The following is a 19,240-nucleotide window of genomic DNA, read 5'->3' as shown; positions in this document are numbered from 1 at the left end:
ACAGCGTTAGTGTTTAAACCAAATGTCAAAAATGTGATCTAGATACTATTTTTGACCGTTAGCTAACAGACAACTAAGTAACCTTCTTTATTATCAAGCACAAAAAATGGGAGCCAAAGGCTCCCATTTTGATTTGATCACACTGTTTAAAAGGGAGGTTGTCCCTCTTAGCAGGTTATTTTATTTAGGCAAATTAACGCTCAAATACGTGGAACTTCTCGATACCGAATGATTTACCCGTATCGTGACAAGTTGCACAAGATTCAGAGGTAGGTTGCATGTACCAATCAGCTACAACCTCAGCATCAATCTCACCACCATTTTGCTCCATGTGGTTCAATGCTTGAGCACTGTCATGACATGCAAAACAGTTAGCTGTGATTGGGCTAGCCATCTTAGTGTTATCACCACCGTGGAATGCTTTAGCACGGATGAATTGATTTGGAATTTCTGACAATTCAATGCCGTCTGCGTGACAAGACACACAGTTATCTGCATTCAAGCTTGCAGCTGAGTTTGCATCAGGAGCTGTTGCACCTAAAGAATTACCGATACCCCAGTGCATGCTGTGAACCATAGGACCAAAGCCTGGTGCAGAACCTCTTGCATTACGGTCTTGACCGTTGTTGTGACAAGCTACACAGTCTAAACCACCTTCAGCATAACTACCGTTTTTGTGGAAGTTAGAGTTGTTGGTGTGACAAGTAGTACAGCTATCAGCAGTTACAGCATGACGACGGTCATAGTCAGTCACTTGCGTTAAATCTGCTAACTCAGCTACTGGAGAGTAACTAGTGAATGAAACACCTTCATATGATGGATCGTCACCAATCGCGAAAGTAACGCGCGAGCTCGCCATGATTTGAGCAGTGTTTAGATCCAACGTTGGGTGACAGAAAGTCTTAGTGCCATCACCTTTGTAAGATTCTGCATAGTTACGTGACTCACGACCAACGATAGATTCGTTGTAGTAACCGTGAAGGTAAGTACTTGCATAGCTTAATGTGCCATCTGCGTACAATGCTTCGATATCTAGCACTTCTTCACCCTTATAAAGAGTTAAATCAGTACAGTATGCACCTTCATTCATGTATACAGCTGAAAGGCTAGTTGAGTGTTCAGCACGAATAGCTTGACTCTCTGTAAGGCCTGTTTTTTCAGCATGGAATGCACGCGCATCAAATTCGTTCATTGACGCTAACATATCAGAAGCAGTGTCTAATGAGTGACAATCGCTACAACCATTTCCATTAATGCTGGTGTTCATCACTGGCTCAGCATGGCATGAATAACAATTTGTTGGTGCAAAATCTTGCTCAAACTTCTGGTGGTTAATGTGGCCGATTTGCTGCAAAGTAGCGCGAGCGTAACCACCACCAACTGTTTCATTGCGTGATACGTTGTTGTGGCACACCATACAACCCGCTACAAAGTCAGTCTCACCTTCAGCATTAATTGCTGTATAGCTTGCGTGACGTTGGCTCGATGTACCATAGTCAACGTGACAGCTGAAACATGTTTCAGTGGTTGAAGTGTGAACCATATCAGCTTTAGATACGACCATTGGTGCAGAACGGGCGATTTCAGTTGAATCATCACCACCAACACGTAACCAAACAATACCTTCAGAACCGGCATTCACCGCTGGCATTGCTGCGATAAATTCATAATGGCCATCACCTAAAGCATTAAGAACTGAACCTTCTTTAGTAGTATCAGTGTAACCACCGATTTCACCGTCACGGTTTAGTACAACACCTTTGTCAGTTTTTTCTGCAAACTTAGCTTCAGCTTTCATCAAGCCATTCACTAACACATCTTCTTCGTTAGTGACTTCAAATTCATAGCGAATTTGACCTTCTTCGATTGTGTGACTAATCACGTTGATATTAGTCACTTCAGCAACTTCAGTTACTGGTGGAGTTGGGCCAGGACCAGGTTCGCCTGGAGCACCATCATCACCATCTTTACCGTCATCACCGCTACAAGCGGTCATTGCCATTGCCGTAGCAATCACAAATGCGACTTTGCACTTATTAAATTGTCTCATCGTTACCTCACCATTTTATTTTTCTCATCACCGTATATCTTTATAGGTATACGAAACTGAATATTAAATGAAGAATCAATGGTGGATGACGACCTTGTTCACAATTTTCGTTTAATCAAAATTACCAATTTCACAAATGAGAATTAAGTCATAAAATCAGTATGATAGAACTCATAAACACCCCCAAAATACCAACAAATGTATCAGGATGTACCTTTGAACTGATATTAATTATTTTATCGTTCCAGCAATAAAAAATATGACTATAGATATAAAAAATGGAGGCATCGCTGCCTCCATGTTCAATTATGGTTTAAACCCTTAATTGAGTTTACATCGCTATCACTTAAAACGTGTGGTATTTCTCAATACCAAAAGTTTTACCTTCAGCATGGCAAACCGCACATGATTCTGACGTTGGTGCTAAGAACCATTCATCACCACCTAACTCATCTTCAGGCTTATTGATGTCACCACCATTATCTTGCATGTGTTGACGAGCCGAGTTACCAGTATGACAACCGGCACAGTTAGCAGTAATTTGAGAAGTGTAAACACCTGAAACATTGTTGTTCATTGACTTAGAAGGCATGTATTGTGCAGGCACTTCATATAAATCAATTACACCATCATGACAAGCCACACAACCTTTAGCTGCTAGTTTATCAGCCGAGTTGCCTTCGCCGCCATTACCCCAGTGCATGCTGTGTATCATTGGACCGAAACCTGGCCCTGAGTATGCGCTTCTTCTATCTTTACCTGCATAGTGGCATGATAAGCAGCTAGCACCACCGTCAGCAAAGCCTGCTGTTCTGTGGTATTCACCAGCCACATTGTGACAAGTTGAACAGCTTTCTTGTGTTACTCCTAAACGACGCCCGTTCTCAGACAATGTTGCCATGATGACTTTGTCATCTTCATTCGTTTGAAACACAGTACGAGCTAATGCTGAGAAAGACTCACCATCAACTGCTAGTGCATCAATACAGTACTCACGGCTACCGTCTTCATTATCAGTAAAGGTAGTGGTGCCTGATGCATTATCAATGATGTTATGCAGTAAACGTTGGAAGGTAATGGTTAGAGAAATGTCACCATCGACAACCATCTCTGCAGCATTCAACATGACCGCTTCTTCACCTTCGGTGTTGTATAGCGAGTAGGTTGAACAAGAAGATAGACCATCTTCAGTTTCTACTACTTCAGACATTACCGAATAATGTACTTCGTTCACTTTCACTTGCTCAGGGAACTTAGTGTGCAAACGACGGAAGTCTGTACCAGCTGCAAATGAATTCATATCAACATATTCACTCATACCAGCTGCTTGGTGACAATCAGAGCAAGTCGCATCTGAATATGTTGCTGTCACAGGTTCTACGTGACAGCTATAACAGTTACTGCCTTCGAAACCTTTCTCGAAGTTCATGTGATTGATATGACCAATTTTTTGTATGGTGTTACGGGTATAACCACCTTCATCACGAATAATGTTACCGTGACAAGACATACAACCACCTAGGAAGTCAGCTTCACCGTCAGTGTTGATTGCAGTGTAGTGTGGGTGCTTTGAACCAAATTCGGCATAATCAATATGACACTCATAACACGCTTGAGTGCTAGTAGTATGAATACCGTCTGTTTTATCAACCACGATGTAATTAGAAGAAGCAACCTTCTCACTACCGCCTACTGATAAACGGATGATACCTTCCGATGCGGCATTAATATTTTCAATTGGCGCGACAAATTCATAACGGCCAAGATCTGTTTCAGTGAGTGAAGCACCTTCTGTTGCTTCATTAGCATTACCACCGAAAAGACCATCACGACTGCGGGCAATACCATTATCCGTTAGCTCAGAAAACTCTACACTGGCTTTTTGCAAGCCAGTCACAAGCACATCTTCTTCATTGGTGATTTCTAGCTCAAACTTAATCACACCTTCTTCTAGAGTGTGAGTAAGTACATTAACACTGGTTTCTAGAGAAGTTTCACTTGAAGGAGGTGTTGGACCAGGACCTGGTTCGCCAGGTGCACCATCATTGCCATCTTTACCATCACTACAAGCAGCAAGTGTCATTGCTGATGCAATAACTAATGCAACTTTGCATTTATTAAATTGTCTCATCATTTGTCCCATCATATTTATTATTTATGGCTAGTACCATAATCAATCATTTTATTAGGTTTTAATAATTTATGATGAGAGCCAATTCACAAGCAAAGTACAATCAAAACATGCACTTAATCTTTATTTGAAAATATTGAAGCACTGCAAATTATCAACAATTTCTTTTTTTAAGCAAAACTGCCTCATATTTTAAACTTATTAAAAAACAATAAGATAAAAATCTTAAAAGTGGCAGAGATTAAAAATAGATTAACAGTGGAATTTATCTCGAAAATCACCACGACAGAACACCCCAAATAATTACATGACAACATCAACAGCAACATAACCACAACAAGCAGTTGCAGCTCACAATAAAAAAAACAAAAAACTCCCCAATATGGAGAGTTTTTCTGGTGGAAGTACTAATTTAAGAACAACAAGATTTGTCAGCTGACTTTCTCGGGATTTTATCCCACATGGCTTTTAGCATCAGTCCAGCAAGTACGATACCGGACAACATAACAATTCCTTGTGGCAGCAACTCATGCTCTTCGCCGATTTGTGGCATGACTTCAAAGCCAAAGTTATTCACAAGATAATTCACTAGTACACCGAAACAAAGTGCGACACCCAGTACGCCTCCCAGATAACCAAACAATGCTCGCTTGCCTAACTCTTTTGATACCACGCCTAAAGTCGCAACATTGGTTGCAGGGCCTGCCATCATGAACACTAATACTGCACCAGGAGAAACTCCTGCCAGTAACAAACCTGCTGCAATCGGTGTGGATGCCGTTGCGCAAATATACATAGGCACAGAGATTAGCACCATGACCAACATGGCTAATACACCATCGCCCCACTTCGCGAGGAAATCGCCCGGCACATAGGTTTGCACTAATGCAGCAAAGAATAGTCCGACCAGCAACCACAAAGTGGTGTCCCGTACTAAATCGGTTGCAGCATAGTGCAAGCCAGAGCCGACACGTTCAATAACAGATTGATGCTTTAATTGCGCAGCAAGATCGTCTTGCGCTGATGCGCAGCAGCTTTCTTCAGCAGATTCATTAATGCTCTCATTTTTATCATGAGAAGTCGTTTTTGCTGCTCCCTTACTGCAGCAACTTTCCTTATTAACATTAGAAGCAACGTTAGGAGCGGCTTGCTGACTCGAACAACATGACTTAACCACTTCGACCTCAGCGGCTTTTTTTGAGGCGCAACAACTGTTTTGTGTTGCTGCTGTAGAACCGGCTTTGGTCGCTAAGTCTTGTTTTGTCGTCGCTTTAGGCTCAACTGATGAGGTTTTCGTGTCGCTTAATTCATCACGGCCGACGAGTAAACCGGCCACTGTGGCACTGGTAATGGCAGCGATCGGTCTAATTATCGCCATAAATGGGCCCAATAACACATAAGATACTGAGACGGAGTCAACACCTGTTTCAGGTGTGGCCACTAAAAATGATGTGGTGGCTGCTTTTGATGCACCACTACGACGCAGCCCCACTGCTGCGGGAATAACACCGCACGAACATAAAGGTAAAGGTGCACCCAGTACTGCGGCTTTAAGTACCGTTTTAAAACCGTGCCCTCCAAGCTGCTTTTGCATCCATTGCATAGGTACAAATACTTTTAGCAAGCCAGCCAGAATCAAACCGAGTAACAACCAAGGCGCTGACTCTAAAAATAGGTGAATAAAATTACTGACTAGCATGATGTTTTCTCCATCACCTGTTGATGATTTTCAGGCTTAACTTGCATATTATCTGATGATTCCAAGGCTTCTAAAATTGAACAATGCTCTGCGCTGTCGGGTCCACCACAACAGGCATCTGACAAACTTTGTAATGAGGATGAAAATTGCATTAACTCAGCAATCTTGGTTTGCACCTGCAGCAACTTACTATCCACCAGCCCTTTCACATCAGCACAGGCCCAATTAGACTTGTCTAGCTCAATAGATAACAGCTCAGCAATCTCGTTCAGGGTAAAACCCACAGCTTTGGCGCGCAGAATAAAGCGTAACCTAGCTTCATCATCATCGGAATATACCCGATAGCCTGAATCTGATCTGTGCAGTGGTGCTAACAGGCCTTGCTTTTCGTAAAATCGCAGGGTGTCAGATTTAATACCACAGCGTTTTGCTAACTCACCAATTCGATACATAAATTGCTACCTTATATAGCCGTAAATTTAACGACAATAACCTCGAATATTGTAAAGTATAAACCTTAGAGTTAAATCAAAGGTCAATACTTGAAAGCGATTTATTGTATTTTCTGTTGTTCGCATTTCAATATTGTGAAATCGCGCATAAAAATCCCGCAGGGCAGTGGATTACGCTAAAATACGCGCGCCCGAACACGGTTAACCTCATAACAACAATAATAGGCAAGGTAATCGAGGATCTTTGGCAAAGTTGAATTGTATCGCTTCTGCTTTTCGAAAGATCTTTAAACTACAACTTAGTGGACCCTGTACCTACATGAATACTATCAGACCCATTCGTCGCGCGCTGTTAAGCGTATCTGATAAAACTGGCATCGTGGACTTTGCAAAAGCCTTGCACGAACAAGGTGTTGAATTACTTTCAACAGGTGGCACAGCTAAATTATTGGCTGACAACAATATCCCTGTCACTGAAGTCTCTGACTACACTGGTCACCCAGAAATCATGGACGGTCGTGTTAAAACCCTTCATCCTAAAGTGCATGGTGGCATTCTTGGCCGTCGTGGCATTGATGAAGTGGTCATGGAGCAAAATGCAATCAAGCCGATTGATTTGGTTGCAGTAAACCTATACCCATTTGCACAAACTGTGGCAAAAGAGGGTTGTACACTAGCTGACGCTGTAGAAAACATCGATATCGGTGGCCCAACCATGGTGCGTTCTACTGCAAAAAATCACAAAGACACTACAATTGTGGTTAACGCGAAAGACTATGACCGCGTTGTTGCTGAAATGCAGGCAAATGAAGGTAGCACCACATTAGAAACGCGTTTCGATCTTGCTATTGCTGCTTTTGAACATACCGCAGCATACGATGGCATGATTGCGAACTACTTCGGTACTATGGTACCAGCGCATTCAAAAGATGAATGCCATGAAGATTCAAGTTTCCCTCGTACATTCAACACTCAGTTAGTGAAAAAACAAGACCTACGCTACGGTGAAAACAGTCACCAAAAAGCGGCATTCTATGTTGACACTCACATTGATGAAGCTTCTGTTGCTAGCGCAGTGCAATTACAAGGTAAAGCCTTGTCATACAACAATATTGCAGATACTGATGCCGCACTTGAATGTGTAAAAGAGTTTGATGCACCTGCCTGTGTCATTGTGAAGCACGCCAACCCTTGTGGTGTCGCATTAGGTGACAACATACTAGAAGCATACGATCGCGCTTTCAAAACTGACCCTACTTCAGCCTTTGGCGGTATTATTGCATTTAACCAAGAGCTAGACGCTGAAACAGCCAAAGCGATTGTGGACCGTCAGTTTGTTGAAGTGATCATTGCACCTGTTGTCAGTCAAGATGCTCGCGAAGTAGTCGCTGCCAAAGCAAATGTACGCTTATTAGAATGTGGCCAATGGAATACTCAAACCATCAGCCAAGACTACAAACGCGTTAACGGTGGCATGCTAGTACAAGATCGCGACCAAGGTATGGTAAGCCTTGATGAAGTCAAAGTGGTATCTAAGCGCCAACCGACTGAAGCGGAATTAAAAGATCTGATGTTCTGCTGGAAAGTAGCTAAATTTGTTAAGTCTAACGCCATCGTTTATGCAAAAGACGGTATGACAATTGGCGTAGGTGCAGGCCAAATGAGCCGCGTTTACTCAGCTAAAATTGCTGGCATTAAGGCATCTGACGAAGGGCTAGTGGTTGAGAACTCAGTGATGGCATCTGATGCCTTCTTCCCATTCCGCGATGGTATCGACGCAGCAGCGGCAGCAGGTATTAGCTGCATCATCCAACCAGGTGGTTCAATCCGCGATGAAGAGATCATCAAAGCTGCAGACGAGCACGGCATGGCGATGGTATTCACCGGCATGCGTCACTTCCGTCACTAAATAGCATTTGAATAGAGCAGCCTCATTTGGCTGCTTTTTTCGTTTTAAAAAGATTATATTTATAATTGTTTGAGGGTGAATCAATGAGAGTTTTAGTAATTGGCAGCGGCGGACGCGAACATGCGTTAGCTTGGAAAGCAGCACAATCACCACAAGTTGACACTGTATTTGTGGCGCCAGGTAATGCGGGCACAACGTTAGAGCCAAAATTAGAAAACGTCGACATTAAGGTTGAAGCAATTTCAGAGCTGGTTAAATTTGCTCAAGACAATAAAATTGAACTCACCATCGTTGGCCCTGAAGTGCCGCTTTCATTAGGCGTAGTTGATGCCTTTAAAGAAGCAGGCTTAGCTATTTTTGGTCCAACCCAAGGGGCAGCACAGCTTGAGTCTTCAAAAGCCTTCACTAAAGACTTCTTAGCGCGTCATAACATCCCGACAGCAGCTTACTCAAACTTCACTGAAATTGAGCCAGCAAAAGCGTATGTAACTGAAGTTACAGCAAGCACTGGCTTCCCTATCGTGATCAAAGCTGACGGCCTTGCAGCAGGTAAAGGCGTAATTATCGCCCAAGACCAAGCAGAAGCTGACGCAGCTATTGAAGACATGTTAGCAGGCAACAAGTTTGGCGATGCTGGTTCTCGCGTTGTTATCGAAGAATTTTTAAAAGGTGAAGAAGCCAGCTTTATCGTCATGGTAGACGGCAACAACATCTTAGCTATGGCATCTAGCCAAGATCATAAAGCCCGTGATAACGGCGATAATGGCCCAAATACTGGTGGCATGGGTGCTTACTCACCAGCGCCAGTGGTAACCCAAACCGTTCACGATTGGACCATTGACAATGTGATTCGTCCAACGGTTGATGGCATGGCTGCTGAAGGCAATGTATACACGGGGTTCTTATACGCAGGCTTAATGATCTCGCCTGATGGCAGTGCTAAAGTCCTTGAGTATAACTGCCGCTTTGGTGATCCAGAAACTCAACCTATTATGATGCGCTTACAGTCTGATTTAGTGGCATTATGTCTTGCAGCAACCCGTGGTGAGCTTGATAAAGTGACTGCAGAGTTTGATTCTCGCGCTGCAGTGGGTGTAGTACTGGCTGCCGGCGGTTACCCTGAAGCTTATCGTAAAGGCGATATCATTGAAGGCTTAAACTTAGGTAACAATGATGCCAAAGTTTTCCATGCTGGTACTGCTGAAAAAGACGGTCACATTGTGACAAATGGTGGACGCGTATTATGTGCGACCGCTTTGGGTAACTCAGTGACAGAAGCACAAGCGAGTGCCTACGCATTAGTGGATGCTGTTCATTGGGACGATGTGTATTTCCGTACAGATATTGCTTACCGTGCGATTGCACGTGAGCAAGGTAAATAAACTAGGTTTGTAGCTAACGCCTATTTAAATTATACAATCCCTGTGGTGGCAACTGCTATCACAGGGATTTTTTATATTTCAAATATGACCTGCTACGTTTAGGGTTAAATCATAGACAAAAAAAAGCCGAGCAACGCGCTCGGCAAGGGTGTATGAAATACTAGGGTTGATTTCAATACAAAAGTCCATCCATAGAAGGTTAATCAAAAAGGGTTAATGCTAGTCAGGCATTACTGGTACTCATAAACTTTTGCTCCCAGCTTGTAATGGCCGTTAATACGATTATATTCACGGTGCATTTTCACTGAGAAAAATGTTGGATTATCAACTTCAATCTGCGTAGCAATTGCATCTGCCAACGATTCAACATTGTGTTGATTTTGAACTAAAAAGTGCTTAGTCACTTTTAGCTCAAGTTCTTTAGCCGCTTCATGGTTAACGTAAACATCGCGAAAGCGTGGCGCAGTTAAAGCAGTGAAAGTAATATGATCCTGATCACCACTATCTAAAACCACAATACTCGCTTCCACCTGCTCTAACTGCTCCATCGCGATATCTAAATGATGTTGCTCAATACTCTCTTGTGCGACTGTGCTAAATGACACTGTTGCTACAAGTAAACCAATTACTGCTTTGTTCATGCTGCCGTCTCTTATTTCGTGTGTTGTGCTTCAATGAGGTTAGGGTCTGTTGACCTTTGCCGATTAGAATTTGTTCGAGTTAAAAGCACTTTAATCGAGGCGTGAGCGATGACGTCTAGCCACCTAGACAAACTCGCTCGCAACAAAGAGTAAAGTGCTTTTAAACGAACCTTCAGGCAGCACTTGTTGTCATTTTTACTGCGTTAACAGCTTCTCATGTGGAATAACCACACATCAAAGCCGCTGCCTTGTATAAATTTCCAACAAGTAGCTGCAAAAATAATCTTGAAAGATCAACAGCCCCTAATGTAATAGCAAACCTCCCTAGCGGATAATCAGGTTTGACGGATGAAATCCTACACACTAAACAAAAAGCGGCAGCATAAGTTCCTCAGTGTTGCTAAAGGGTGAAGTCAGTAGCAACTTAACTCGATAGAGGGGACGATTAAGCAAGCGTAAACTACTGACTTCTTAAATTAAAATGTGTAAGACACACCTAATGTCCAAACATGGTCATTATCTATAGGGGCAAATTCATTACTATCACCAATACCTTGGCCATAACCATAGCCTAAATTACCTTCACTAGTATTGAAGTAGGTGTATTTCAGGTACGGTCTCCAGTCACCGATTTTTTTAGACAAAATAACCTCATGTTCATTTGCTCTGAAGCTTTCTGTCATATACCAAAAGCTATTTCCTGGGCCGTGAATATAACCATTATTACCGTCAGTATTTGTATGCGTGTACTCATAGTTCAGATCGAAGCCATGGAATGTCATATGTGCACCAGCGATAAATTTGTGCGAGTCAATGTCATCACCACCCATTAGGCCGCTAGTTTGCTCTATCTGGCTGAAACCATATCCGGCAAATACATTGATGTTTTCATTCACTTGGTAGTCAAAAATAGCTTCAACTAAGATTTCTTTAGCTTCATCCCATTTTCCTAACTCACCGTAAAGAGTGAAAGACGCTTGCTCTGTAATGCCAAAGCGATGACCGTAGCCAGCAGCAAGCCAACCTTGGTCATCAAACTGAACAGTCACATAACCATTTTCGGAGGTATTAATTTTTGCACCAGCTTCAGTGGTATACACACCGTGGTCTGTCGCATTAGAAGAGATATTTTGCTCAAGGTATACTTCAACATCTGCTGCATAGGCTGAGCTAACTAACAGGGTGCTTGATAAAGCTGCAATCGTGCGTAATTTCATAATTAATCCTCATATCAGTAAGTGGGGAGGATTATGGAGATAATTACTTTAGTGATAAATAAACTAAGATTTAGTTAAAACATCAATTTCATTTATGTTTAACCCCAGCTATGGTGCTTTTCAATAACTCACGCTTTTCTTTATGGCTAGGATCATGGAGATAACGCCGATGGTAAAGCATGAAGTACTTCACAGGGGCTAAATCAATTGGGAAGTTGTGGATACGTAAGCCCAGTTTTGGGGCGAGTTTTTCAGCAATCGATGTAGTTGCAGCCGCAATATAATCAGACTCAGCACATAATGCTAACATGCTCGCTACTGAGCCAGTTTCTATCTTAATCGTGCGGTTGAATACTTGCTCACGAGCCAAGTTTCCTAAGGTGTTGAGGTTGTTACGTCTGACTTTTAATGCAATATGCTCTTCTGCATAGAATTGCTCAATGGTCATTTGTGTTTGTATTCTTGGATGCGCTAACCGTGTTAAGCACACTGCACGTTCTTGATGAAACTCCTCCACTATCAGTGAATGCCTTTTACTCGACATTGCATCAATCACTAAATCCACTTTTTGTGTCACGAGATCATCAACAATGACATCTTCATCTAAAGGGGTTTCACTAAAATAAATATCATTCAAGTGACCTACCATGTGCATCACAGACTCACTACAGTACATATTTAAGTGTTCTTGTTGCTGCTCAATGCTATCTAATACGCTTAGCGGAGATTCAATTTTATGCGCTAGAGCAACTGCTGCTCCAGTTGGTGATATCCCTCTCCCCTCTCGTACAAATAATCTTTTACCCACCACTTTTTCTAATCGTTTCAACGCTGCACTGACTGCGGGTTGAGTGATATTTAATTCTTCTGCAGCAATCGTGATTGAAGCGTGCTTATATACAGTCAAAAAGGTAGTAAGTAGATTTAGATCCATGACAATATCCGTTGGCTAAAAGCAACTTGCAAAGAAGGATAAGAATACTATTAAATGTCTATGTACATAAACTGTATTTAATTAAGTTAACCCATATTAGCCAATTACTAAAATTGATTTATACCAGAAAATTATAAATGCATTAAAAATGCTGATCACGGTTATACCATCATCAGCATTATGTGACATTATCGCTAGAGAAATGCTTAGAATTAGCCCCAACGATCTTTTAGCCAACCATAATGGTAGTACCCCCACTGACCATAACGTCGTAAATTTGCGAATGGTAGCTTAGGCAGGGGTTGTGTGTATAAGGGCAAGTTAGGCACGGTTATTCCGGCAACTTGTTGAGCTAAACGATAAGCCGCTTGAGCACTAAATGCCACACCTGAGCCACAATACCCTAAGCTATACCCTGTTGTACCATCGAGGTACACATGAGGCATATCGTCCATAGACGCAGCAATCCAACCATGCCATTGATAATCCACTTTTTTGTTTGCACAAACAGGAAAGCATTTATCTAATGCGAGCTTTAAACGCTGCGCATAAATATCATCATGGGAATCTCTCCCCCAAACTGCACCTCGGCCACCAAATAAGATGCGATTATCAGGCAATAATCGATAATAATATTTAAGGATTCGGGTATCCATGGTCACTTGATGGGTTTGCAGGCCTGCTTGTTCAAGCTCAGCCTGGGTAAGCGGTTCTGTCACAATAATATTGCTGAGAAAAGGCAGAAACTTATTATCTATGGCACTCGACAATTGCTTTGAACTATAACCATTTCCAGCACAAATAACCTTGCTAGCTAGCAATTCACCGTCAGCTGTAACAAGGCGGTGTTTTCCATGCTGTTGTTGCCAATCAAGCACGCAACTATGCTCGTTGATCTTAACCTTGGCAGCTAGTGCAGCACATTTATAACCCAGCAGTAATTTTAGCGGGTTCACACCAAAGCTCTGTTTCACCCTTAACGCCCCAAGGGCTTGCTGGTTATGCATGTAATCAGAGTACAGTTGATGGCGTGTCAATAGCTGTGCATCATCGCCTAAGTGCTTGGTGATAAAGTCATTCGCCTGCGAGAGTTGCTGTAGCGCTTTGGCATTATGGGCCACTTTAATGTAACCCATTGGCTGTTTATCACAGTCTATTTCATGTTGTTCAATTAAGTGTTGGACACGTGTAACCGCTTCACTGAATTCATGATAAATCCCCTTGGCTGTGGCTAAGTCCCATCGTTTTGTCATGGCTGCATAACCCAAGCGACCAGACCCTTTTAACACAAATCCCGCATTGCGTGCGCTTGCGCCAAAACCGACTTGATTAGCTTCTAACACTTGGCAATCGAGATTGAACTCACTGGCAAGATAATAGGCAGTTAACAGGCCTGTGTAACCACCACCGATGATAGCTACATCACAGTGCTGGCTATATTTTAATGCCGGTTCAGCTTGACCTAAATCAATGGTATCTGCCCAGTAGCTTGAGGCATTAGCTTGCCCTTGAGGGGATGCTGATATTAATGGGTCATAATGCATAACTTACCCCTGATGATGATTAACTCTGACAATATGACTTGCGTTATTTCCACGGGGTTCTGCTAGAAGACGAGCAACATTTCACATGCATCACATTGGCAATCATCACCACACAGCACACAATGGTAGTCGTCACCCACATATCGTTGGTTCCAACGTTGTGGATGCGTTGCAATTAACTTTCCACCAGCTTTAGAGAAGTATTTCACCGCAGCATTATTCGGGCTTTGTTGCCATAAATGGCTGACTCCCGCTTTAGCCCCCTGTGCTTTTACCGCATCAATGGACGCTGACAGCAATTTACCGCCTAAACCTTTCCCTCTGGCTTGTTCAGCCAGGGTATTGGATTTGAAGTAACACACATCTTCAAAATCTATTCCCCATTTATCGACACTGCACCACTGATCTTTTGGCCACTGACCTGCAGCATAGGTCAGTCTAAAGCCGATTAACTGACCTTGCTCAATAGCAACAAAGTGCGCATTGATACCATTTTTTATTCCCTGCTGGTAAATTTTTTCTAGCTCAGCCATATCCAAATAACCCGCCCCATGGACTTGCTCACCTAAGGTAATAACCGCGTGAAAATCAGCTGGCGTTAATTGTGTTATTTTCATTATTTTTATCAGATTTATTGGTGTTCCAGTCAGTTTACCACAAAAAGTAAACCTTCATTTTCCAAATAAAATCAGAACATTAAGTCAAAATAAAGCGATGTTAAACTTTTGTGATAATTTAGCGATAGGCCAGTGATGTCTACCTCCCATACTTGTTTGCAATCAAACAAAAGGAGATCTGTTATGAAACGTACACTTGTCAATGCTGGTTTATTACTCGCTGGACTATCAAGCTTATCTGTTAATGCTGCTGAAATTGAAGTTAGTGTCACTAACCTCACTCACGGTAATCACTTTACTCCCATTTTGTTGGCTGCACATGACAGTGACAACCACCTGTTTCAAGTAGGCGAAATGGCAACACCTGCGCTGCAAAAAATGGCTGAAGGCGGCGATATTGCCGATCTTGATTCGGCCGTGATGGGCATCAATGGTGTGACGAGTGCGAATCCTGCTATGGGCCTTCTGGCCGCTGGCCATTCAGTTGACGGCGTGATGCTAGACACGGGTGATAATGACCGTTTATCAATTGTTGCCATGGTGCTACCCACTAATGATGCATTTATCGGCCTAGACAGCTGGGAGATTCCATCTGAAGCAGGCACCTATACCGTTTATGTCAATGCTTATGATGCTGGTACCGAAGCTAACGATGAAATAATCAATGGTGGTGGCATGCTGGGAGTTGCAGGTATTCCAGCGGCGCCAGGTGGTGATGGTGGCAGTAATGGTACAGGTGTAATGGATGGTGCTAGCAATACATACGTTCATGTTCACCCTGGTGTATTAGGTGACACAGATGCCGATGGCGGTGCCAGTGACCTAGACAGCCGCATCCACCGCTGGTTAAATCCAGTTGCTAAAGTTGTTGTAACAGTGAAATAAGGAGGCTCACCATGAAAGCGAACTTACTTTCACTCAAACCAAGCTTACTGGCGGTAACGCTAACAGGCCTATTAGTAGCAGGTTGCTCAGACAGTGATGATGATCCCGTTGCCGCATCTGTGCCGCCTACGCCAGAACCTGTGATGCAAACCTATGAAGTCACTGTGACTAACTTAACGGCTAACCAGCCTTTATCACCGGTATTTGTTGCAACACACAGTGCAGACCTATCACTGTGGCAGGCGGGCATGAGTGCCTCTGTCGCACTTGAGAAGTTAGCTGAAGGTGGCGATAGTGCAGATCTTGCCGAGTTAGATGGCTTAACCAGTTCAGCCAATGGCACTGGTGTCATCATGCCGGGCATGTCTGAAACCATCTCTGTGACATTAGATGAAGAAGACGTTGCCAGTTTGAGTTTAGCGACAATGCTGGTCAATACTAATGATGCTTTTGCAGGTGTGAATGCTTATAACTTAACCATGCTTGATGTTGACGAAACCAGCATGATGAGCATGATGGTTTATGACGCAGGTACCGAGCAAAACTCTGAAGCAAAAGGCAGTTTACCTGGCCCTGCAGATGGCGGCGAAGGTTACAACAGTATGCGTGATGACGTGGACTTTATTCATGTACACCCAGGCGTAATCTCTATGTACGATGGCTTAATGGATTCGGTGCTCGATGCATCTCACCGATTCGATAACCCAGGCGTTAAAGTGACTATTACACGTACTGAATAACAGGCTATCGTAATCATCCAAAATGATTATTTTGCCACTTGCTGAAATTTATTCTATCTGACTCTGGTCTGCTTATATCGTGAGCTAACTCACGAGATAGGTTATGACTGGAGACAGTAGAATGAATACCTTAACGACAAAAGGACATGCTCATCGCGAGCAGATTTTATTGGTTGAAGATGAACAAGACTTAGCAAAGCTGGTGATGCTAAATCTGAAAGCAATGGATTACGAGGTCATCCACGCATCTACTTTGCAACAAGCAATACAGGTGATTGAAACTAAGCGAATAGACCTTATTTTGCTCGACAGAATGCTACCCGATGGCGATGGCATCATGCTATGTCAGCAGCTCAGGCAACAACAGCAGCCCCTACCCATCATGCTATTAACAGCAAAAGACACTGAAGCTGACATAGTATTAGGCTTAGAGGCGGGTTCTGATGACTATCTAGTCAAACCTTTTAGTGTTTTAGAGCTTAGAGCGAGAGTCAAAGCGCTACTCAGACGTGGCATAGTGCAGCAAGCACAAATAGATGAAGTAGCATACGATGGCCTGAGCATTAACCCTAGCACACGTCAGGTCACGGCATTTGATTGCCCTTTAGAGCTCACAGCCAGAGAGTTTGATTTATTGCTATTTCTGGCAAAACATCCTCAGCAGGTCTTTAGCCGTAACCAATTATTAGAAGCGGTTTGGGGCTATAGCTATGAAGGTTACGAGCACACAGTTAACAGCCACATTAATCGCTTACGCAATAAATTAGCGCAAAACGCCGATCACCCTGAATTGGTCAAAACAGTATGGGGGGTAGGTTACAAATTCTCTCCACCTGAGGCACTAGCACACTAATGAATCGCTTATTTAACCGACTTTTTTTATTAGCAACCTCAATTGTTTTACTGTTGTTTGTGGCGCTTTGGCAGTGGCTGCAGTTAAATCATCAGTTTAGCCGTAACCAAATCCAACAATCGCTACATAGAGAGCTGGCAGACCACATGGCACACATTAACCCGCTTTTATCTCAAGGGGTTACATCTGATGCAGCACTAAAAGAAGCATTTCATGATTTTATGTTGCTAGGTCCCAGCTTTGAGATATATACACTCGACCCTGAAGGTAATGTCATTGCTTATGACGCTAAAGAAGAAAAGATTAAAACATCCAGAGTCAACCTCCAACATATCCAGCAGTTTCTCTCTGGCGATACCCTGCCGATACTTGGCACGGATCCGCGCTCTAGAGAAACCCAAAAAATATTTTCGGTAAGTAAGCTAATTAATACTGAAGGACTACATAGTGGCTATTTATACGTCATCATTGGCGGCGAAAACTATGACAGTTGGCAAGCACTGATTAATGCTGAAAATCAACCGAAGTTGTGGGGCGCAACGTTAGGTTTCTGGGTAATATTTGCTTTACTGCTATTTGTTATATTACTGCGCTATTTCACACGCCCATTAGGCATACTTACTCGGGACTTAAATCAGTTACAACAACAACCTTTATCTGAAGATATTGCACTGCCCAGACGCTACAAAGGTAGTAGTGAGATAAGCCAATTAAGTGAACATATTAATACCTTACTGGCAGAAATTACGCGCCAGCAACAACAAGTTAAACGCCAACAAAAAGCCAAACATGACTTTCTTCTACACTTGTCACACGACTTAAAAACACCGCTCACAGCCTTGCTGGGCTACATAGAGACCTGGCTATTATTACCACCACAAGAGCGAGATGCGGCATTAATTCAATACGCCGCCAACTCTGGACAAACATTGCAACAATTATTGGCTCAATTGCTGGAGCTGGCCGCACTTGAAAATGGTCAAATTAACACTCAAATTCAACAAGTATCACTAACCGAGTTACTAGCTGATATAGAGCAGACATTTTTACCAAGAGCCGATAAGCTAGAAATAACATTGGATTTTTGCGACATAAAAGTAAAACGTATCACCACTGATCCGCACTTAATGCGCCGTATACTCAATAACTTAATTGATAATGCCTTAAGGTATACACCTAAAGGCGGTACAATCCGAATCTATACTGCCAAAAAACACGGACAGCATTGGTTGGCCGTTAATGATACTGGCGCCGGTATGCACCAACACGAAGTTGAAGCGTTAAAACAGATGTCTTTGGCTGCCAGTGATGACAAACCCGCAAGCTTGAGTTTTGAAGCTAAACAGCCATTACCTCAATTAGGTGTGGGGTTAGCCATTGTGCGGCAATTACTTAAATTGCTGAAATGCAAAATTGATATTCAAAGTACCCCAGGAAAAGGCACTGAATTTATGATTGAGCTGACCTGAATCTATTCCACATAAACCCAGTAATTTAATGACGCTAACTGGATATTTTGGGTACACATCAAAGGCGCCCCCTCATCGTTGATGATAAACATTGTGAAGCATAGATAATGCTAAGCTAGAAATGCTGGCAAATAAACTCCCCCAGATCATGCATACTAGCGCAGCGACCAGATATATTTCAGATTGCGTACCTGCTACTCGTGCATACATTCCATGAATATCGGCCATTAAATACAAACTTAGCTCAAAAGCTTGTTTTCATAGCAAAAGGATAAGAAAGTTATCGGTTGAAGAGGTCAAAGTTGTATAGCTTTGTTCAAAGTAATCCAAAAAAATAAGCCAACAAATACATGTTGGCTTATCATCAGAAAGTTGGCTTGTTTGTCGTATAGAAAACTATGCCGCGCGATAATCAATTACGGATTGGTACAGCGCTTTTAGTTTGTGGAAGAATAAACTCGCAAAACCTGCAAATAAACTTCCCCACATAACTAATACAACCACAAATGACATGTATGTGCCGATCATAGTGTCGCTGTTCGCCACATAGAAATAGTGTGAACCTGGTAACAACGCAGCAAAAACCGCAAAGCACACCAAAGCAACAATAATTTGAATCTTCATAGGGTTACTCCCATCAAATGAAAATGGTCTTGATTTCACTCATCTTGAGAATCATGACTTTTTATAAAGGTAACAGTACAAGTTGATAATTGA

16 protein-coding genes are annotated in these 19,240 nt (G+C 42.6%); 6 read left to right on the top strand and 10 right to left on the bottom strand.

Annotated features, from left to right (window positions below; genetic code table 11):
- Window positions 1-193 precede the first annotated feature (193 nt).
- The 4 genes from ACHUGF_RS07685 to zntR form a co-directional block, all read right to left on the bottom strand.
- A complete protein-coding gene (locus ACHUGF_RS07685; protein WP_394130211.1) occupies window positions 194-2,050 on the bottom strand; it encodes a multiheme c-type cytochrome in 1,857 nt (618 codons plus the stop codon).
- Between the two features lie 346 nt (window positions 2,051-2,396).
- Window positions 2,397-4,184 carry a multiheme c-type cytochrome gene (locus tag ACHUGF_RS07680; protein ID WP_394130210.1) on the bottom strand — a complete coding sequence of 596 codons (1,788 nt, stop codon included), beginning with the start codon at window positions 4,182-4,184 and terminating at the stop codon, window positions 2,397-2,399.
- Between the two features lie 409 nt (window positions 4,185-4,593).
- Window positions 4,594-5,880 (bottom strand): SO_0444 family Cu/Zn efflux transporter, encoded by a 1,287-nt coding sequence (locus tag ACHUGF_RS07675; RefSeq protein WP_394130209.1) that lies wholly within the window; start codon window positions 5,878-5,880, stop codon window positions 4,594-4,596.
- A complete protein-coding gene (gene zntR, locus ACHUGF_RS07670) occupies window positions 5,874-6,332 on the bottom strand; it encodes a Zn(2+)-responsive transcriptional regulator (protein WP_394130208.1) in 459 nt (152 codons plus the stop codon). The genes ACHUGF_RS07675 and zntR overlap by 7 nt, the downstream gene beginning before the upstream one ends.
- Before the next feature lie 319 nt (window positions 6,333-6,651).
- Here zntR and purH point away from each other — a divergent pair, with 319 nt between their 5' ends.
- Both purH and purD read left to right on the top strand, forming a co-directional pair.
- The gene (gene purH, locus ACHUGF_RS07665; RefSeq protein WP_394130207.1) at window positions 6,652-8,241 is read left to right on the top strand and encodes a bifunctional phosphoribosylaminoimidazolecarboxamide formyltransferase/IMP cyclohydrolase; all 1,590 of its coding nucleotides are present in this window, start codon (window positions 6,652-6,654) and stop codon (window positions 8,239-8,241) included.
- 83 nt (window positions 8,242-8,324) lie between these two features.
- Window positions 8,325-9,623, top strand: coding sequence for a phosphoribosylamine--glycine ligase (purD, locus tag ACHUGF_RS07660; RefSeq protein WP_394130206.1), 1,299 nt, complete (start codon window positions 8,325-8,327; stop codon window positions 9,621-9,623).
- Window positions 9,624-9,853: 230 nt separating this feature from the next.
- On the opposite strand, the gene ACHUGF_RS07655 is transcribed toward purD, so the two are convergent.
- The 5 genes from ACHUGF_RS07655 to ACHUGF_RS07635 form a co-directional block, all read right to left on the bottom strand.
- Window positions 9,854-10,264, bottom strand: coding sequence for a hypothetical protein (locus tag ACHUGF_RS07655; RefSeq protein WP_394130205.1), 411 nt, complete (start codon window positions 10,262-10,264; stop codon window positions 9,854-9,856).
- A gap of 476 nt (window positions 10,265-10,740) precedes the next feature.
- A complete protein-coding gene (locus ACHUGF_RS07650; protein ID WP_394130204.1) occupies window positions 10,741-11,481 on the bottom strand; it encodes a hypothetical protein in 741 nt (246 codons plus the stop codon).
- An 88-nt stretch (window positions 11,482-11,569) separates the two neighbouring features.
- The gene (locus ACHUGF_RS07645; protein WP_394130203.1) at window positions 11,570-12,415 is read right to left on the bottom strand and encodes a LysR family transcriptional regulator; all 846 of its coding nucleotides are present in this window, start codon (window positions 12,413-12,415) and stop codon (window positions 11,570-11,572) included.
- 212 nt (window positions 12,416-12,627) lie between these two features.
- Window positions 12,628-13,959 (bottom strand): NAD(P)/FAD-dependent oxidoreductase, encoded by a 1,332-nt coding sequence (locus ACHUGF_RS07640; RefSeq protein ID WP_394130202.1) that lies wholly within the window; start codon window positions 13,957-13,959, stop codon window positions 12,628-12,630.
- A gap of 62 nt (window positions 13,960-14,021) precedes the next feature.
- Complete coding sequence (locus ACHUGF_RS07635; protein ID WP_394130201.1) at window positions 14,022-14,576, bottom strand: GNAT family N-acetyltransferase; 555 nt, start codon at window positions 14,574-14,576, stop codon at window positions 14,022-14,024.
- A gap of 183 nt (window positions 14,577-14,759) precedes the next feature.
- Between ACHUGF_RS07635 and ACHUGF_RS07630 the strand changes: the two genes are divergently transcribed.
- From ACHUGF_RS07630 to ACHUGF_RS07615, 4 genes are all read left to right on the top strand, one after another.
- Complete coding sequence (locus ACHUGF_RS07630; RefSeq protein WP_394130200.1) at window positions 14,760-15,461, top strand: spondin domain-containing protein; 702 nt, start codon at window positions 14,760-14,762, stop codon at window positions 15,459-15,461.
- 11 nt (window positions 15,462-15,472) lie between these two features.
- Entirely contained in the window at window positions 15,473-16,201 is a 729-nt protein-coding gene (locus ACHUGF_RS07625) for a spondin domain-containing protein (protein WP_394130199.1), read from the top strand.
- A 103-nt stretch (window positions 16,202-16,304) separates the two neighbouring features.
- Entirely contained in the window at window positions 16,305-17,054 is a 750-nt protein-coding gene (locus ACHUGF_RS07620; protein WP_394130198.1) for a response regulator transcription factor, read from the top strand.
- Window positions 17,054-18,523 carry a sensor histidine kinase gene (locus ACHUGF_RS07615; protein WP_394130197.1) on the top strand — a complete coding sequence of 490 codons (1,470 nt, stop codon included), beginning with the start codon at window positions 17,054-17,056 and terminating at the stop codon, window positions 18,521-18,523. Before ACHUGF_RS07620 ends, ACHUGF_RS07615 begins: the two co-directional genes overlap by 1 nt.
- A 396-nt stretch (window positions 18,524-18,919) precedes the next feature.
- Here ACHUGF_RS07615 and ACHUGF_RS07610 read toward each other — a convergent pair whose 3' ends face one another.
- Window positions 18,920-19,147 (bottom strand): hypothetical protein, encoded by a 228-nt coding sequence (locus ACHUGF_RS07610; RefSeq protein ID WP_394130196.1) that lies wholly within the window; start codon window positions 19,145-19,147, stop codon window positions 18,920-18,922.
- Window positions 19,148-19,240 lie beyond the last annotated feature (93 nt).

Origin of the sequence: Shewanella maritima (genome assembly GCF_043643735.1) — a bacterium.
GTDB lineage: Bacteria > Pseudomonadota > Gammaproteobacteria > Enterobacterales > Shewanellaceae > Shewanella > Shewanella maritima_A.
This window is presented reverse-complemented; position numbering and strand designations above follow the sequence as displayed.

Coding starts and splice junctions, on each gene's coding strand:
- ACHUGF_RS07685 (WP_394130211.1), bottom strand. CDS start 2,050: ATGAGACAATTTAATAAGTGCAAAGTCGCATTTGTGATTGCTACGGCA.
- ACHUGF_RS07680 (WP_394130210.1), bottom strand. CDS start 4,184: ATGATGAGACAATTTAATAAATGCAAAGTTGCATTAGTTATTGCATCA.
- ACHUGF_RS07675 (WP_394130209.1), bottom strand. CDS start 5,880: ATGCTAGTCAGTAATTTTATTCACCTATTTTTAGAGTCAGCGCCTTGG.
- zntR (WP_394130208.1), bottom strand. CDS start 6,332: ATGTATCGAATTGGTGAGTTAGCAAAACGCTGTGGTATTAAATCTGAC.
- purH (WP_394130207.1), top strand. CDS start 6,652: ATGAATACTATCAGACCCATTCGTCGCGCGCTGTTAAGCGTATCTGAT.
- purD (WP_394130206.1), top strand. CDS start 8,325: ATGAGAGTTTTAGTAATTGGCAGCGGCGGACGCGAACATGCGTTAGCT.
- ACHUGF_RS07655 (WP_394130205.1), bottom strand. CDS start 10,264: ATGAACAAAGCAGTAATTGGTTTACTTGTAGCAACAGTGTCATTTAGC.
- ACHUGF_RS07650 (WP_394130204.1), bottom strand. CDS start 11,481: ATGAAATTACGCACGATTGCAGCTTTATCAAGCACCCTGTTAGTTAGC.
- ACHUGF_RS07645 (WP_394130203.1), bottom strand. CDS start 12,415: ATGGATCTAAATCTACTTACTACCTTTTTGACTGTATATAAGCACGCT.
- ACHUGF_RS07640 (WP_394130202.1), bottom strand. CDS start 13,959: ATGCATTATGACCCATTAATATCAGCATCCCCTCAAGGGCAAGCTAAT.
- ACHUGF_RS07635 (WP_394130201.1), bottom strand. CDS start 14,576: ATGAAAATAACACAATTAACGCCAGCTGATTTTCACGCGGTTATTACC.
- ACHUGF_RS07630 (WP_394130200.1), top strand. CDS start 14,760: ATGAAACGTACACTTGTCAATGCTGGTTTATTACTCGCTGGACTATCA.
- ACHUGF_RS07625 (WP_394130199.1), top strand. CDS start 15,473: ATGAAAGCGAACTTACTTTCACTCAAACCAAGCTTACTGGCGGTAACG.
- ACHUGF_RS07620 (WP_394130198.1), top strand. CDS start 16,305: ATGACTGGAGACAGTAGAATGAATACCTTAACGACAAAAGGACATGCT.
- ACHUGF_RS07615 (WP_394130197.1), top strand. CDS start 17,054: ATGAATCGCTTATTTAACCGACTTTTTTTATTAGCAACCTCAATTGTT.
- ACHUGF_RS07610 (WP_394130196.1), bottom strand. CDS start 19,147: ATGAAGATTCAAATTATTGTTGCTTTGGTGTGCTTTGCGGTTTTTGCT.